The 15635-nt window shown below is 72.3% G+C and carries 15 protein-coding genes; 8 read left to right on the plus strand and 7 right to left on the minus strand.

Annotated features, from left to right (window positions below; genetic code table 11):
* Window positions 1–4: 4 nt before the first annotated feature.
* The 4 genes from GA0115234_RS31510 (at window position 5) to GA0115234_RS31525 (ending at window position 4752) form a co-directional block, all read left to right on the plus strand.
* On the plus strand, window positions 5–610 hold the full coding sequence (locus tag GA0115234_RS31510) for an SACE_7040 family transcriptional regulator (protein WP_093548530.1): 606 nt from the start codon (window positions 5–7) through the stop codon (window positions 608–610).
* A 228-nt stretch (window positions 611–838) separates the two neighbouring features.
* Window positions 839–2386: a glycosyltransferase gene (locus GA0115234_RS31515; RefSeq protein WP_093548532.1), complete on the plus strand. Its 1548-nt coding sequence runs from the start codon at window positions 839–841 to the stop codon at window positions 2384–2386.
* Window positions 2383–3891, plus strand: a complete 1509-nt coding sequence (locus GA0115234_RS31520) for a DUF6056 family protein (RefSeq protein WP_093548534.1) — start codon at window positions 2383–2385, stop codon at window positions 3889–3891. Before GA0115234_RS31515 ends, GA0115234_RS31520 begins: the two co-directional genes overlap by 4 nt.
* Window positions 3892–3966: 75 nt before the next feature.
* Window positions 3967–4752 carry a phosphatase gene (locus tag GA0115234_RS31525; RefSeq protein WP_093548536.1) on the plus strand — a complete coding sequence of 262 codons (786 nt, stop codon included), beginning with the start codon at window positions 3967–3969 and terminating at the stop codon, window positions 4750–4752.
* A gap of 60 nt (window positions 4753–4812) precedes the next feature.
* Here the strand turns inward: GA0115234_RS31525 and GA0115234_RS31530 are convergent, their stop codons facing one another.
* The 4 genes from GA0115234_RS31530 to GA0115234_RS31545 all read right to left on the minus strand — a co-directional run bounded on the left by GA0115234_RS31530 (window position 4813) and on the right by GA0115234_RS31545 (window position 8536).
* Window positions 4813–5787 (minus strand): cation diffusion facilitator family transporter, encoded by a 975-nt coding sequence (locus GA0115234_RS31530; protein WP_093548538.1) that lies wholly within the window; start codon window positions 5785–5787, stop codon window positions 4813–4815.
* A 104-nt stretch (window positions 5788–5891) separates the two neighbouring features.
* A complete protein-coding gene (locus GA0115234_RS31535) occupies window positions 5892–6767 on the minus strand; it encodes an acyl-CoA thioesterase (protein WP_093548540.1) in 876 nt (291 codons plus the stop codon).
* A gap of 19 nt (window positions 6768–6786) precedes the next feature.
* The gene (locus GA0115234_RS31540) at window positions 6787–7944 is read right to left on the minus strand and encodes an acyl-CoA dehydrogenase family protein (RefSeq protein ID WP_093548542.1); all 1158 of its coding nucleotides are present in this window, start codon (window positions 7942–7944) and stop codon (window positions 6787–6789) included.
* A 202-nt stretch (window positions 7945–8146) separates the two neighbouring features.
* Window positions 8147–8536, minus strand: a complete 390-nt coding sequence (locus tag GA0115234_RS31545; protein WP_093548545.1) for a peptidase inhibitor family I36 protein — start codon at window positions 8534–8536, stop codon at window positions 8147–8149.
* 695 nt (window positions 8537–9231) lie between these two features.
* Between GA0115234_RS31545 and GA0115234_RS31550 the strand changes: the two genes are divergently transcribed.
* The 4 genes from GA0115234_RS31550 to GA0115234_RS31560 all read left to right on the plus strand — a co-directional run bounded on the left by GA0115234_RS31550 (window position 9232) and on the right by GA0115234_RS31560 (window position 14202).
* Window positions 9232–10062: a thiopeptide-type bacteriocin biosynthesis protein gene (locus tag GA0115234_RS31550; RefSeq protein WP_093548547.1), complete on the plus strand. Its 831-nt coding sequence runs from the start codon at window positions 9232–9234 to the stop codon at window positions 10060–10062.
* Between the two features lies 1 nt (window position 10063).
* Complete coding sequence (locus tag GA0115234_RS31555; RefSeq protein ID WP_093548549.1) at window positions 10064–12706, plus strand: lantibiotic dehydratase; 2643 nt, start codon at window positions 10064–10066, stop codon at window positions 12704–12706.
* Window positions 12707–12735: 29 nt separating this feature from the next.
* Window positions 12736–12900: a hypothetical protein gene (locus GA0115234_RS42585; RefSeq protein ID WP_176729330.1), complete on the plus strand. Its 165-nt coding sequence runs from the start codon at window positions 12736–12738 to the stop codon at window positions 12898–12900.
* Between the two features lie 90 nt (window positions 12901–12990).
* Window positions 12991–14202, plus strand: a complete 1212-nt coding sequence (locus GA0115234_RS31560) for a lanthionine synthetase LanC family protein (protein WP_093548551.1) — start codon at window positions 12991–12993, stop codon at window positions 14200–14202.
* A gap of 72 nt (window positions 14203–14274) precedes the next feature.
* Here the strand turns inward: GA0115234_RS31560 and GA0115234_RS31565 are convergent, their stop codons facing one another.
* The 3 genes from GA0115234_RS31565 to GA0115234_RS31575 are packed head-to-tail and all read right to left on the minus strand — an operon-like array spanning window position 14275 to window position 15504.
* Window positions 14275–14496 carry a DUF397 domain-containing protein gene (locus tag GA0115234_RS31565; RefSeq protein WP_093548553.1) on the minus strand — a complete coding sequence of 74 codons (222 nt, stop codon included), beginning with the start codon at window positions 14494–14496 and terminating at the stop codon, window positions 14275–14277.
* Window positions 14493–14714, minus strand: a complete 222-nt coding sequence (locus tag GA0115234_RS31570) for a DUF397 domain-containing protein (RefSeq protein ID WP_093548555.1) — start codon at window positions 14712–14714, stop codon at window positions 14493–14495. The genes GA0115234_RS31565 and GA0115234_RS31570 overlap by 4 nt, the downstream gene beginning before the upstream one ends.
* Window positions 14707–15504: a helix-turn-helix domain-containing protein gene (locus GA0115234_RS31575; RefSeq protein ID WP_093548556.1), complete on the minus strand. Its 798-nt coding sequence runs from the start codon at window positions 15502–15504 to the stop codon at window positions 14707–14709. Before GA0115234_RS31575 ends, GA0115234_RS31570 begins: the two co-directional genes overlap by 8 nt.
* Window positions 15505–15635 lie beyond the last annotated feature (131 nt).

Raw genomic sequence — 15635 nt, forward strand, 5'->3', positions numbered from 1 at the left:
AACCATGACCACGAGGACCGACGCCCCCACCCGCCGCGAGCAGATCCTCAAGGAGGCCGCCCGCCTCTTCGCCGAGCGCGGCTTCCACGGCGTCGGCGTCGACGAGATAGGCGCCGCCGTCGGCATCAGCGGCCCCGGGCTCTACCGGCACTTCCCCGGCAAGGACGCGATGCTCGCCGAGCTGCTGGTCGGCATCAGCGAGCGGCTGCTGGCGGGCGGGCGGCTGCGCGTCTCGGAGGACGCCGCGTGCGAGGGCGGCTCCCCGCAGGCCCTCCTCGACGCGCTCATCGAGGGACACATCGACTTCGCCCTCGACGACCGCCCCCTGATCACCCTCCACGACCGTGAGCTGGACCGGCTCCGGGACGCCGACCGCAAGCGGGTCCGCCAGCTCCAGCGGCAGTACGTCGAGGTGTGGGTGGAGGTGGTCCGCGAGATGTACCCGGACCTGCCCGAGCACGAGGCCCGCGCCGCCGTCCACGCCGTCTTCGGCCTGCTGAACTCGACCCCGCACCTGGGCCGCCCCGACGCCCGGCCGGACCGCGCGGACACGGCGGCGCTGCTGCACCGGCTGGCGCGCGGGGCGTTCGAGGCGGCGGCCCGCGCGTAGGGCCGCGGCCGCGGCCGCATGCGACTACGTCTGCGCCTATGTCTACGTCTGCGCTTGCGCTTGCGTGATTTCCCGCCGGGCTTCGACTATATGAATTGATACGCAAGGGGAGAAGATTCGCTCAAATTCTCCCCCATTTCCTTTGCGCGGCTCCGTCCGTCGGAGTGTCGCGGCGATCCACAGGCATATGGTTTGAGTCGTCTCGCCCACGCCTGCTGGGGAATTTAAATGAAAACATGTCAGGTCTCGGTCGTGGTCCCCTGTTTCAACGAGGACGAGGTGATCGAGGCATTCCACCGCGAGCTGGTCTCCGCTCTCGAACCGACGCGGCAGACGTTCGAGATCTGTTATGTCGACGACGGAAGCAGCGACCGGACACGAGCCCGGATCGGCTCGCTCGCCACCGCGGACCGGCGGGTCCGCTTCACCTCCTTCAGCCGCAATTTCGGCAAGGAGGCCGCCATGCTCGCCGGGCTGCGCATGTCCCGCGGCGACGCCGTCGTCCTCATGGACGCCGACCTCCAGCACCCGCCGGAACTGCTGCCCCGCATGCTGGAGCTGCGCCGCCACGGCTACGACCAGGTCGTCGCCCGACGGGACCGGACCGGCGAGGGCGCCCTGCGCACGCTGCTCAGCAGCGCCTACTACCGCGCCATGGGCCGGTGCATGGACGTGTCCGTCGTCGACGGCGAGGGCGACTTCAGGCTGTTGTCGCGCACCGCCGTGGACGCCGTGCTCGCACTGCCCGAGACCAACCGGTTCTCCAAGGGGATCTTCTCCTGGATCGGCTTCGACACCACCGCCTTCACCTACCGGAACGTCCGGCGGGCGGCGGGGAGTTCGAAATGGGGCGGCAGGCATCTGCTCAACTACGGGATCGACGGACTGATCTCCTTCAACAGCCGCCCGCTGCGCCTGGCCATCCACGCCGGTCTCGCCCTCGCGCTGGCGGCGCTGGGGTACGCCCTGTGGATCATCGCCGGTGTCGCACTGCACGGGGTCGGCGTACCCGGCTACACCACCCTGCTGACCGCCGTCGTGGCGCTCGGCGGAATCCAGCTCGCCACCCTGGGCGTCATCGGTGAATACGTGGGACGCATCTACTGCGAATCCAAACGGCGGCCGCATTATGTGGTGCGGGAGACGAGCGAATCCCCGATGGTTTCCCTGAACGTGCCCCCGAATGTGCCCTTGGATGTTCCCCCGAATGTCTCCCCGGCTGTTCCCTCGGTTCTTCCTCCGGCGGGCACCGTTCCGGCGAATCCAATTCCGGAAGAGGAGGCCGTGCCGGTGGATGTCGTTCCGGTGGGTGCTGTTCCGGCGGGCGCCCGCGCCGGGGCGACCGCGCTCGGTGCCGCCAGGTCCCGTACCGCGCGGCAGTTCCTCACGTTCGCGTCGATCGGAATCGCCAACACGGCGGTGTATCTGGCGGTGTACGCCTCGCTCAACACCCGGATCCCCTATCTCGCCGCCCATGTCCTCGGGTACGCGGTCAGTGTCGTGGGGTCCTTCCTGCTCAACTCGTACCTCACCTGCCGTACGCGGCCGACCTGGCAGGCATTCCTCCGGTATCCCCTGTCGAGCGCGGCCAACCTCGTCCTCACCGGCGTCCTGCTCTCCCTCGCGGTGAGCGGGCTGGGCCTGGACAAGAACCTCGCCGCCGTGGCCGCGGGGCTCCTCGCCACACCGTTCTCGTTCCTGCTCGCCCGCTGGGCCATCGATTCCGGTGCGTCCCTGGCCGGCAGGCGTCCCTACGAAGGGCAGCACTGCGCATGACCGTGGACACGTCGAGGACCGCCGACGTACGGGAGGAGCGGGAGGGCGGGGTGTCCCCGTCGCCGGAGGAGCGGCCGGGAGCCGTGCGGCGGTGGCAGACGAGCCTGCCGGCGGCCCTCGCCCTGTTCCCGCTCGCCCTGCTCGGCGCGGCCTTCTGGATCGGCCGGCTGGTCCGCCCGGGAGCGGACGACTGGTGCTTCCTCCCGGTGGTGCGGGACGAGGGCGCCTCCGGGATGGTCGCGAAGTTCTACCTCCACGACAACGGACGCGTGGCCAACGCCCTGCTGGTCGTCGCGTACGGGGTGTTCGGCGTCCCGGGCCAGCAGTGGTTCGCGCTGGTCAGCGGGGTGCTCATGGTCGGCATCCTCTGGGCGCTGACCGCCGCCGTGCTCGGCCGGGCCGGGCTGACCGCGCCGCGCGGGGTGGCGCTGCTGGTGGCCGCGGGGTGCGGGGCGGTCTTCTTCCTCGCGACGCCCGACACGTACAAGGCCTTCTACTGGCCCGCCAACTCCGTCTCGCACGCCGTCTCGCCGGTGCTGGCCTGCGCCGCCGTGATCCCGCTGCTGCGCGCGCGGACCCGCCGGGGGCAGATCTTCGCGGTGGCCGTCGCCCTCGTCGCCGGGGTCTTCATCGGAACGCTGTCCGAGGAGACGGCGGTCGTCGCGTGCGTGCTGCTCTGCACCACGCTGCTGCTGGGCCTGCGGGCCCTCCCCGGCCCCGGCAGGACCCTGGCGCGCCGCTGGTGCGCGGTCGCCCTCGCCGGGGTCCTGGCCGGGGCGGCCGTCCTGTACTTCTCACCCGGCGCGCACGCCCGGCGTGCACGGTTCGGCACCGACGCGGGCGCCGTGTTCGGCGCACAGGAACTGAACGCGGCGCTGCGGGCGTTCGGCGAGATCCTGGGGACGGTCCTCACGACCTGGCAGTACCTGGGGGCGCTCGCCGTCGGCGTGCTGCTCGGACTGGCGGTGCGCGGGGGCGGGCGCGCGCCGGAGGGATCCCTGCGGCGCAGGCCGGTGCTCCTGGTCCTCACCGGCCTCCTCGTCTTCCTGGTCTCCGGTTTCCTCTGCACCGTCATCACCTACCCGGCCTTCGGGACGGGCGTGGTGACCGCGGCCCGGGTCTGGGGCGACTTCCTCCTGGTGTACGTGCTGCTGCTGGCGGGCATCGGCGCCCTGCTGGGGCGGGGGCTGCGCGCCCGTCGGCGGGGGACCCGTACGGCGACGGCGGTGGCCGCCGCCGTATGCGCCCTGGCCTGCGTCGGCCTCGCCGTCCCGCTGTTCCGGCTGGGCACGCAGATGGAGGTGCGCGCCCAGCGCTGGGACCACCAGGACCGCTTCCTGAGGGAGGGGGCGGCGCGCGGCGCCCAGGTCCTCCCGTACACCCCCGTGTCGGTCAGCAGGATGCTGGAGCCGTTCGGGAACCACGGGCGACGGCCCTGGCCGGCGCAGTGCGTCGCCAGGTACTACCGCCTGGAGAAGGTCACGTACGCGCCCCGGCCTCGCTGACCGGCGAGCCCGCCCGACCGGGCGGTCGGGCCATACACCCGGCACACTGCGCACATCTGACGGCACAATGGGTTCATGCCGATACCCAGCCGTGCCGCCCTCGTCGAACACCTCGTCCGTACGCGTATAGCCGGAGACGTCGCCACACCGCGCGACAACAACCTCTCCCACTACCGCAAGCTCGCCAACGGCGACCGCCACTACTGGCTGGGGCTGGAGCTCGGGGACCGGTGGTGCGACGAGCAGGACGTACTGGCGGTGATGGCCGAGCGCTGCGGGGTCAGCGACGACCCGGAGCACCGGTTCGGGCAGGACACCATCGACCCGGAGCTGACCGTCGACGCCCTGGAGCGGATGGCGGCGCGGCTGCGGAAGGCGGTGGCGGGCGCGGAGCGGGTGCTGTTCGCGACCGGGCACCCGGGCGGGCTCCTCGATGTGCACCGGCAGACCGCGGCCGCGCTGCGGGCCGCCGGATGCGAGATCGTGGTGATTCCCTCGGGGCTGGTCGCCGACGAGGGCATGGTGTTCCAGTTCGCGGACGTCGCGGTGCAGGAGCGCGGCGCGACCCTCTGGCACACGCACTCGCCCGCCCCGATGGCCGCGATCCTGGACGGCCTGGAGCGCGAGGGCCGCCCGCTGCCGGACCTGGTCGTCGCCGACCACGGCTGGGCGGGGTGCGCGGCGCAGCGCGGTCTTGACGCGGTGGGGTACGCGGACTGCAACGACCCGGCGCTCTTCCTCGGCGAGGCGGAGGGGACGCTCCAGGTGGCCGTCCCGCTGGACGACCACGTACTGGACCCGCGGTTCTACGACCCGATGACGGAGTACCTGCTGGACGCGGCGGGGCTGACCCAGGGCTGATCCGGGCCGTGCGGTGCGGTCCGGTCCGGTCCGGTGCGGTCCGGTCCGGTCCGGCCCGGATCAGGCCGGGCCGCGCCGCCGCTGCCGCAGGCCCGGGGTCGGGTCCAGGTACACCCGGCGGACCGACGGATAGCGCTCCCGCAGCTGCTCCTCCGCCTCCTCGCACGCCCACTCGATCTGGTCGGCGGTCGAGGCGTCCCGGAAGTCGATCTTCGCGGCGATCAGGATCTCGGACGGGCCCTGGATGAGCGTGGTGAGTTCCAGTACGTCGATGATGTGCGGGACCGAGAGCAGTTCCTCGCGGATGCCGGCCCGCATCGGCTCCGGCACCGGACGGCCGATCAGCAGCTGGGCGTTGGACCGGCCCAGCACCCAGGCGACGTACACCAGCAGCAGACCGATCAGGATCGACGCGATGCCGTCCCAGACCCCCGAGCCGGTCAGCTGGCCGCCGAGCAGTCCGCCCGCGGCGAGCAGCAGACCCGCCAGCGCCGCCGAGTCCTCCATCACCACGGCCTTGACCGCGGTGTCGGGGGTGTGGCGGAAGTAGTGCCCGACGGGCGCCCGCAGCCGCGCGGCCTCGCCGCGGACCTGCCGGAGCCCGGTCCGCAGCGAGTAGCCCTCCAGCAGGAAGGCGACCGCGAGCACGAGGTAGGAGACGAGCGGATCGCCGAGCTCCTCGCCCGCCGCGAGGGTGTGGACGCCGTCGTAGACGGAGAAGACCGCGCCGCCGACGAACGTGGCCACGGAGGCGAGCATCGCCCAGATGTAGCGCTCGGGGCCGTAGCCCAGCGGGTGTTCCTCGTCCGCGGGCTTCCCGCTGCGTCTCAGCGCGGTGAGCAGCAGCAGTTCGGTGACCGTGTCGGCGACCGAGTGCGCCGCCTCGGAGAGCATCGCGCTCGATCCGCTGATCAGCCCGGCGACGGCCTTCGCCACGGCGATGCCGAGATTGGCGGCCGCCGCGACGATCACCGTGAACGTGGACTCCCCACCACCGGTCGCACCGGTCGCGTCGCTCGTCGTCTCGTCGCTCATGGTGGGGAGTATGTCCGAACCGGCGCCGAGCGGCCCGTCGGCGCGGGGCGCGTCGGTCCCGGGTACGGGGCGCGTCGGTCCCGGGTACGGGCCGCGACGCGCGGTCAGTCCCGGGGGACGCGGACCACGCCCTCCTGGATGACGGTGATCGCCAGCCGGCCGTCCTGGGTGTGGATCCGGGCCTGGCCGAGCCCGCGCCCACCGGAGGCGGACGGCGACTCCTGGTCGTACAGCAGCCATTCGTCGGCCCGGAACGGCCGGTGGAACCACATCGCGTGGTCCAGGCTCGCGCCGACCACGTCGCCGACCGCCCAGCCCCCGCGCCCGTGGGCGAGGAGCACCGAGTCCAGCAGCGTCATGTCGGAGACGTACGTCGCCATGCAGACATGGAGCAGCGGATCGTCCGCGAGCTTGCCGTTGGTGCGGAACCACACCTGGGAGCGGGGCTCGCGCGGTTCGCCGACGCTGGCGAAGGGCGGGGCGTCCACGTACCGCAGGTCGACCGCGGCCCGCGCCTCGATCAGCCGGTCCACGACCCCCGGCTCGCTGAAGCGGTCCGCGTACCGGGGCAGCAGCTGCGCCGCCGTGGGCAGCGTCTCCGGGTCCGGGGCGGGCGGCATGGCCGCCTGGTGCTCCAGGCCCTCCTCGTACGTCTGGAACGAGGCCGAGAGGTGGAAGATCGGCTGGCCGTGCTGGACGGCGACGACCCGGCGGGTGGTGAAGGAGCGGCCGTCGCGGATGCGGTCGACGCTGTAGACGATCGGCGCGCCCGGATCGCCCATCCGCAGGAAGTACGAATGCAGCGAGTGTGCGGTCCGGTCGGCGGGGACGGTGCGGCCCGCGGCGACCAGGGCCTGGGCCGCGACCTGGCCGCCGAAGACGCGGGGCACGAGGGCCGAACGGCTGGTGCCCCGGAAGATGTCCCGCTCGATCTGCTCCAGGTCGAGCAGATCGAGCAGGGAGTCGAGTGCTGCGCTCATGGGACGAACGTAGCCGCTCTCACAGGCCCATGGACTTGGCGATGATCGACTTCATGACCTCGCTGGTGCCGCCGTAGATGCGGTTGACCCGGTTGTCCGCGTACAGGCGGGCGATCGGGTACTCGTTCATGTAGCCGTAGCCGCCGTGCAGCTGGAGGCAGCGGTCGATGACGCGGTGCGCGACCTCGGTGCAGAACAGCTTCGCGGAGGCGGCCTCGGCGGCGGTCAGCTCACCGGCGTCATGGGCCTCGATGGCGCGGTCGCAGACGGCCTCGGCGGCGTCCACCTCGGCCTGGCAGGCGGCCAGCTCGAACTTGGTGTTCTGGAAGGACGCGACGGTCTTGCCGAAGACGGTGCGCTCGCTCACGTACTGCTGGGCGAACCGGACGGCCGCCTTGGCCTGGGCGTACGCGCCGACGGCGATGCCGAGGCGCTCCTGCGGGAGGTTCTGGCCGAGGTAGGAGAAGCCCTTGTTCTCCTCGCCGAGGAGGTCCTCGACCGGCACCTTGACGTCGACGAAGGCCAGCTCGGCGGTGTCGGAGGTGCGCAGGCCCAGCTTGTCGAGCTTGCGGCCGACCGAGTAGCCCTCGGCCTTGGTGTCGACGACGAGCAGCGAGATGCCGTGCCGGCGGTCGTCCGCCCTGGGCGCGTCGGTGCGGGCGCAGACGATGACCCGGTCGGCGTGGACGCCACCGGTGATGAAGGTCTTGGCGCCGTTGAGGACGTAGTGCGTGCCGTCCTCGGAGAGCTTGGCGGTGGTCTTCATGCCGGCCAGGTCGGAACCGGTGCCCGGCTCGGTCATGGCGATGGCGTACATCGACTTGCCGGTGACGAAGTCCGGCAGCCAGCGCTTCTTCTGCTCCTCGGTGGCATACGCCTTGATGTACGGCAGGCAGAGCAGCACATGGACGCCGGAGCCGCCGAAGTTGACGGCCGCGCGGGCGCACTCCTCGGAGATGATCGCCTCGAACTTGAAGGACTCGACCCCGGCGCCGCCGTACTCCTCCGGCACCTCGATGCCGAATATGCCCAGCTCGGCGAGCTTGTAGTAGAAGTCGCGGGGGACCTGGCCGGCCGCGAACCACTCGTCGTAGACGGGGGCGACCTCGGCCTCGATGAAGGCGCGGATGGTCTCCCGGAACGCCTCGTGGTCCTCGTTGAATACCGTACGGCGCACGGGATGCCTCCTTGGTCGGCTTCGGGCGAGTTCTCGGCCGGACTGGCTAAGCGCTTGCTCAGATGTGTTCCGAAGTTACCCGGGGGTCACCGGCGCTGTCCAGGGTGATGCGCAGCACGCCCGCGCGGCCTACGGGAGCGGACGCGCGAAAGTCCTCCCCGGCCACCGGCCGGGGAGGACTCTCGGGTGTGCGGCCCGCCGCCTACTGCGGCTTGAAGGAGCGGATCTGGTAGTCGCCCTGGAGGTTGCCGCCGTTTCCGGCGGCGGTGGATCCGACCCGGGAGTTGTAGTTGGTCTTGGTGTAGTACTGCACGCGGTGCCCGGTCGCGTTCCACACGGAGCGGACGTTCTGGCCGCGCTGGATGAACGAGCAGTCGTCGGCGGTATTCGCCCGCTGCTTGTCCGACCACTGGCAGCGGGTGCCACCTCCGTTCCAGTCGCTGTAGATACAGAAATATCCGGGGCTGCAGCTGTAGGAAGCCCTGGCGCTCCCGACGGCGGCGTTCTCGGCGGACGCGGCGGCGACGGGCCCGGCTCCGAGCCCCAGGGCCAAGGCGATCGAGGTGACGGTGAGCGCGCTGATGCGGTGCATGGCGAAAACCTCTTCTCCTGACGGTGACCAGGGCCCCGCGCCCTGGTCATCAGCAGCGTGGCACGGCCGCGACCTGCGCAGACAGGCGGAATCAGGGGCGCTCGAAGCCTGCTTCCGAGGTCGCGGCACTCCTGTGCGCACCGGCGCGAACGCCCGTACCGCGTGATCGGTGCCGGAAGCCCCGCGCCGGGTGCCGAGGTGCGTCGACAGGAGCGCATCGCCAGGGCCGGGTCACCCGTGGCGCCTCGCCCGGAGCCTTCCGCACGCGGCGCCCCGCACGCTGTTCGCGCAGGTCACGCGGCGGTCGCACGGGGGAGCGGTGACGACCCGTGAACTGTGCGACGGCGCGGCCGACCGCGCGTGTGCCACAGGGATCACGCCAAGCGCACACCCATCCATCATATGACTAATGGTCATTTTTCTTTCAGCTGGTGTTGCTGCGGGAAATGAGCTGGATGAAGGGCCTGAGCAGGCCGACACAGGCGAGAAGGACGGTTCCGCATCCGTCCGGCGCATCCGGTCCGACCGCGAGTTCCGCGAGCACCGCGCGCCACATCACATGAATCTGCGGACCACACCGAACGAACCAGGGCCACTCCCGACACCCGGGCCGGTCCGCGGCACCGACTCCGCGGACCCATCGGTCGATCCGTGAGCTGCCCCACCGTGCCGGAACCACGACACACGGAGGTCCCATGCTGGGGGTGACGCACCCGGAGGCGAGCTGGGTTCAGATGAACCTGGCCCCGCAACCGCTTGCCTGGCCGCGCCTGTACGAATGGCTCGCGGCCACCGCGCACGACCTCCTCGACGCACGCACCGCGCGTGCCTTCTTCTTCATGCACAAGCCCCCCGGCCTGCGGATGCGCTTCCAGGCGTACGGAGCCGACGGCACGGTCCCGCTCCGGGCCGAACTCCTGGAACGCCTGCGGGAGTTCGACGGCCTGGCCGGACCGCCGGTGTGCGCGGTCTACGAGCCGGAGTCCTATCTCTTCGGCGGCCCCGGCTCCATGCCCTGGGTGCACGAGCTGTTCACCGCGGACTCCCTGGCCTGGCTCGACCACCACACCCGGCGCCCCGCGGACGGGGACGCCGCGGCCGACTGGCGGCTCTCCCTGTTCCTGCTCCGCGAGATGCTCGACGGCCTGCACATCGTCGGCTGGGAACACCGGGGCGTCTGGGACGCGGTGCGCACCGACACCGGCCGCCGCCTCCCCGAAGGCACGCAGGACGCCGCGCTCCGCCGGGCGGCCCAGGGCATCCGCGCCTACTGGGAACTGCCCCGCGCCCAGCAGCTCGCCGGGCTGCCCGAGGCGTGGCGCGCGGACCAGGAGCGCCACGGCGAGGCGGTGCACCGGGCCGCGGACCACTGGCACGCCGGCTACTTCGAGTCCGGTGACGCGGTGCGCGGCCCGCGCCGCGCCGCCGCCTATGCCGTGGTCTTCCACTGGAACCGGGGCCGGTTCTCGTACGCCCGGCAGAGCCTGGTCACCGAGGCCCTGGCCGACGACGGGGCGGTGGACTGACATGACCGGACTTCCCACCGCCTCCCCGGCACCCGCCCCTCCCGGCACCGCCGGAAGCCGGTACCTGGGCGCCACCGCGCTGGTGCGCGCCTCCGGGATTCCAAGCTCGATGTGGACGGCCGCAGGCGATTCCGGGCTGTTCGGCCGGGTCGCCGAGCACGCCGACACCGTCGAGCGGCAGTCCGCGCGCGCCCGTGACCTGGCCGAGGACCTGAGCCGCGTCGTCCCCGATCCCCGTCTGACGGACACCGAGCGCCGCGCCGTGCTCGCGCTGCGGCGGCGCCTGCACGCGGGCTCCGCGCCGACCCCGGCCGACTGCGGATTCCTGGAGGCGCTGGCCGCCGTGCCCGAACGGCTCGTACGGGAGGCCGGGGCGCTGCGCGACGCCACCGGTCCGGCGCTCCGGACCCGGGCGGAGCTGGAGCGGGCGATCGTCGACGAGCGCGAACGGGTGGGCGCGCTGGCCTGGTCGCTGGTGTCGGCCGGCCCGGTCCTGCGGGAGTTCCTGGAGACCGCGAGCCCCGGCCTGGCCGACGAGATGGCCGCCCGTCTCGCCGACGGCGCCTCATGGGGCGGCAAACGGCTGCGCAAGCGCTCCGCCTATCTGTGGCGGGTCGTGGGCCGGGCGGCGATGAAGACCACACCACGCGGCTGGGTGGGCCAGGTCGCCCCGGTCCCGGTCGGCGGCACGGCGGACGGGGCGGCCCTCCGGCTCCTCACCCCCGGCGCCGAACTGGCCGCCCTGGCCGCCACCGCCGTGGAGAACGTGCACGCCGTCCGCACCCGGGCCAGTACGCGGGACCTGCGCACCGCCGACCCCACGGCCGCGCTCGCGCCCGCCCCGCTGTACCTCACCGAAGGCGGCGGCGCCGAAGACCGTACGGGCGGAACGCTGCGCTGCTACGCGATCGACCCGGACGATCCGAGGCGGCTGCGGCAGACCGCGGTCCGGCGCACCGCGCTGCTGGACCTGCTGCTCGGGCTGTTCGCCGAAGGCCCACGCACCCTCGCGGAACTGGAACGCGCGCTGCCGGTCGCCGCCCCCGCCGTACTGCGCGGCTTCCTCACCCACCTCATGGGGCTGGGCGTGCTCCAGCTCTGCGCGGCCCCGCGCCAACGCCGCGCCGCCTGGTCCCCGGCCGCCAGGGTCGCCGGATCCGGCGAACTGCCCCGGCCGGGCACCCGCCCCGGGGACCCGGGGCCGGGCGGCTGGTTCCTCGACTCCTACCGGGGCCTGGACGCCCGCGTGCCCGACCGGGCCGCCGCCCGCGTCCAGCGCGCGGTGCGCACCGCCCACCGCCTGGCCGCGCTGCGCCGGGCCGACCGGGAGACGGGCGCCGACGCGCCACCGCCCGTACCGGGCACCGAGCGGCTGGACGAGCACCCGCGTCCGCTCGGCGAGATCCTGGTCGACCTGCTCGCCTCCGACGAACGGCCGTCCCCCGGACCGGACCGCGGCCGCCCTCAGGGGTGGCACCCGGCACACGACCCGGAATCCGGCTACGCCCGGCTCCTCGCCCACCTCGCCGCCCACCGCGACGCGGCACAGGTGGACATCGACGACGACCTCCTGGACGCCTTCGGGGCACCGCCCGCCGAGGACGTGGTGCCGCCCTGGCCGCTGGACTGCCTGCTGCGCCCCCTCTCCGGCCCGGGGCCGCTCGCGGTGCTGGAGACGGCCTCGCCCGCCGGAATCATCGACGCCCGGTTCGTCGAGGCGCTCCAGGACCTGAACGGCGGCTACGACAACGTCGAGGCCTACCGCGACTTCCTGGCCGCCGTGGAGCGCCGGTCCGGTGTGCGCTTCGTCGAGCTGCTGGTCCCGCCGGTCACGGAGCACGCCGCGAACACGGTCCGACGGCCCGTCATCACCCGCTGGTGGACCGGCGATCCCAACCCGTCCGCGTATTTCGGACCCGGCGGCCCCGAGCAGCGCTACCTGCCGCTGGACCGCATCACCCTGCGGCGGTCGGGCCGGAGCGTCGTCGCCGAGGTGGACGGCGAGCGCGTCGTACCCGTCCACCACGCCACCCGCAATCCGATGCCGCCGTACGACCGGCTGGTACGGCTGCTGCTGTCCGCCGGGCACCCCTGGTCGGGGACGGTTCTCGGCCTGGACGGCCTCGCCGCGGCCTTCCCCGCCGACCCGGCCGTCACCCGGACGCCGAGGGTGACGGCCGGCGGGGACCTCGTCGTCTCCCCGGCCACCTGGCGGGTGCCGCGTGCCCGCCTGTGGCGTCGGGAGGACACGGACTTCGACCGGGTGCGGGCGCTCGCCACGCTCAGGCGCTCCGCCGGTCTGCCGCGATTCGTCTTCGTGCGGCCCGCGTTCGGGGGCAAGCCGGTACCGGCCGACCTCGAAGCGCTGACCGCGCTCAACGTCATCGAGCGGACATGTGCCGCACTGCCCGGTGACGAACTGGTCCTGGAGGAGATGCTGCCCGGCCCCGTGGCCGGACCGCGGGGACCGGTGCTGCGCGACGCGCTGCACCGGGGCGAACCGGTGGCCGCCGGGTTGCTGCTCAGGCTCCCCTTCGACCGGACCGCCGATGAGCTGGCGGCGTCCGCCGCCGCGCTCATCCACGACGTCCCCGGCCCGTCCGCACCTGGTGCGGCGGCTGCCGGGGCGGCCAACACCCCATAGGGAACACCAAGGAAAAAGGAGGAAACCCCATGTCCGTCATGGAGATCACCGACCTCGACACCCTGATCGACGAGCTGGACGAGAGGATCACCAGCTCCGACCTGCCCGCCGTGGAGGCCAGCGACAGTCTGCTGTGCGCCACCGTCCTGATCTGCGGCGGCTCGACCATCTGTGGATCCGCCATCAACTGCTGACGGCCCCCCACCCGGACACCCTGTGTCCACCGTCGAGATGAACGGAGCCACCCGGACCGGTCCGGGTGGCTCCCCCCACGAGGAGCTCCGATGCACCCAGCCCACCAGGCTCCGCCGCCCCCGGCCCACCAGGCTCCGCCGCACGACGCGGTTCTCGGCCTCGCCGTCCGGCTGCTCGACGACTTCGCCACGGGCGGGTACGCGACGTCCGACCCCGGCATTCCGGTCCTGGCCTCCCTGGCCGCGCAGACGCCCGACCCGAAGGCTACGGCGAGCGCCCGGCGCGCGGTGGCGGCCTGGGCCCGGACCGTCGGCCGGGGCCCCTCCCACGACGGCCTGTACGACGGCGGCCTGGCCGGAACCCTCGTCGGCCTGCGCATGGCCGCCCGGATCCACCCACCGCTGCACCGCGCCGCCGACCGGCTGCGCGACCACCTCCTGAACCGGGCCTCGGCGCACCCCTGGCGGACGGCGGACGTCGGCCTGCCCGACTACGACCTCATCGGCGGCCCGTCCGGCACCCTGCTCGCACTCTGCGCCGGGACCAGGCCCCCGAGCCGCCAACTCCTCCCTTTCGCGGACCACTTGGCCGCCCTCTGCGACAGCGACGACCTGCCCCGACTGCACATCGGCCGGTACGCGGGACATCCGCGCCTGGGCTGGCTCCAGGGCCGGGTGAACACCGGCATGGGCCACGGCGTGGCCGGACTCACCGCCGCGCTCACCGCGACGCTCCGCCGCACCGGACCACGCCCCCCGCTGACGGAGGCACTGCACCGCGCCACCCACTGGCTGGTACGGCAGTCCTTCGACGACGCCCGCTCCGTCCGCAGCTGGGACGGCACCGGACTCGACGGCCCGCCACCCGCCGGGGCACGCGCCCGGCAGGCCTGGTGTTACGGGACCCCCGGCGTCGCCTGGGCGCTCTGGGACGCCTCCGACGCACTGGGCGACCGGGCGACGGCCGACTGGGCGGCGGCCGCCTTCACCACCCTCGCGGAGCGGTACGACGAGGCGTTCCACCTCTACGGCGAACCCCTGACGGACCGCCTCGCGCTCTGCCACGGCGCGGCGGGCGTGCTGGCCGTGGCGGACGCCTTCCACCGATGGGCCGGACTCCCGGCCGCCGCCGCACTCGCCACCCGGCTCACCGAGCACCTGACGACTCGGCTCCCGACGGCCCTCGCCCCCGGCCGCCCGGCAACCGCCCTCCTCGACGGCGCCCCGGGCGCACTCAGCGCCCTGCTCACCGCCACCCACGACACCTCACGCGACTGGCTGCCCTGCCTCGGGCTGCGGTAGTCCGTCTCTCTCGGACCACGCGACGACGGCCCCTTCCGAGGAAGGGGCCGTCGTCGCGTGCTGCTGAGGCGTTCAGCGCGGGAAGGTTCCGCCCTTGACGGAGGTGACGAAGGCGGTCCAGCTGGTTGTGGGGATGACCAGTGCGGGTCCGTGGGGGTTCTTGGAGTCGCGGACGGGGACGCCTGAGGGGTGGTTGTCCAACACCTCGACGCAGCTGCCGGATTCGTTGCCGCTGTGGGACGACTTGCGCCATCCGCTCAGCGTGGATGCGTTTGGCAGGGTGAGATCAGTCATTGTCCGAAAGCTCCGCTTCCGATGGAGGTGACGAAGGCGGTCCAGCTGGTTGTGGGGATGACCAGTGCGGGTCCGTGGGGGTTCTTGGAGTCGCGGACGGGGACGCCTGAGGGGTGGCCGTCCAACACCTCGACGCAGCTGTCGTTCGAGCTTGAGCTGTACGACGACTTGCGCCAGCCACTCAACGCGGATGCGTCCAGGATGACGTGGTCAGTCATGGTGTCCGTACTCCTTCGCGGTCGCCCTCAGCAGTGCCTGCGACTCCTTCAGTGGCAGGGCATCGCTCAAGGCGAGATCGTAGCGGCTCTGCAACTTCCATACTGTGGACGGAGAATCCTGCACCTTTCCCATGGACAGGCCCTCGCTGTATGCCATTGGCGGTTGGTCGTCGAACCACATCAGCGTGAGCATGCCGTCCATGAGGGGGTGAAGGCCCAGCGCGAACGGCATCACATGCACACGGATGCGCTCGGTCTTGGCCAAGCGAACGATGTGCATGAGCTGTTCCGCCATGACATCCGGTCCGCCCACCGGGCGACGCAGCACTCCCTCATCCAGCAGCACCCAGACTACGGGCGTCACCGGGTCGTCGAGGATCTTGGCTCGTTCAAGCCGCGTGACGACGTTCTTGTCACGCTCCTCGTCGCTCGTGGGCGGGAACGCCGAGCCGAGCACCGCGCGAGCGTATCGCTCGGTCTGGAGGAGGCCGGGCACGAAGTTCAGGGCGAACTCCCTGATCATCGTGGCCTGTTTTTCGAGTGGACGTACGGGCTCGAAATGGTTGGCAACGGTGCCATCATTCTTGCCCGGCAGAAAGCTGCTCAGTACGTTCCCGGTGTTCAGGGCCTGGTCCAGGCGCCGCGCGTCCTCCTCGGACGGGATGCGCCGCCCCGCCTCGATGTGTGAGATGTGCGATCGCGTCATGATCGCCGCGGCGGCCAGCTCCTGCTGCGTCAGGCCCGCCGCCTCGCGCTGCGCCTTCAACCAATCGCCATAGGTATTACTCATGGTCAACTCCCGTGCGACAACGGTTCCGTCACCGGCAACCCCCTGGCGAGCCTAGCCGGGGCCGTCTCACTCTGTGAGTGGATCGCTACACAGAGGTGGATGCCGAGATTCAGATCCAGGCATCGACCGCT

It is taken from the genome of Streptomyces sp. DvalAA-43, from assembly GCF_900091725.1.
GTDB classification, from domain to species: Bacteria; Actinomycetota; Actinomycetes; order Streptomycetales; family Streptomycetaceae; genus Streptomyces; species Streptomyces pulveraceus.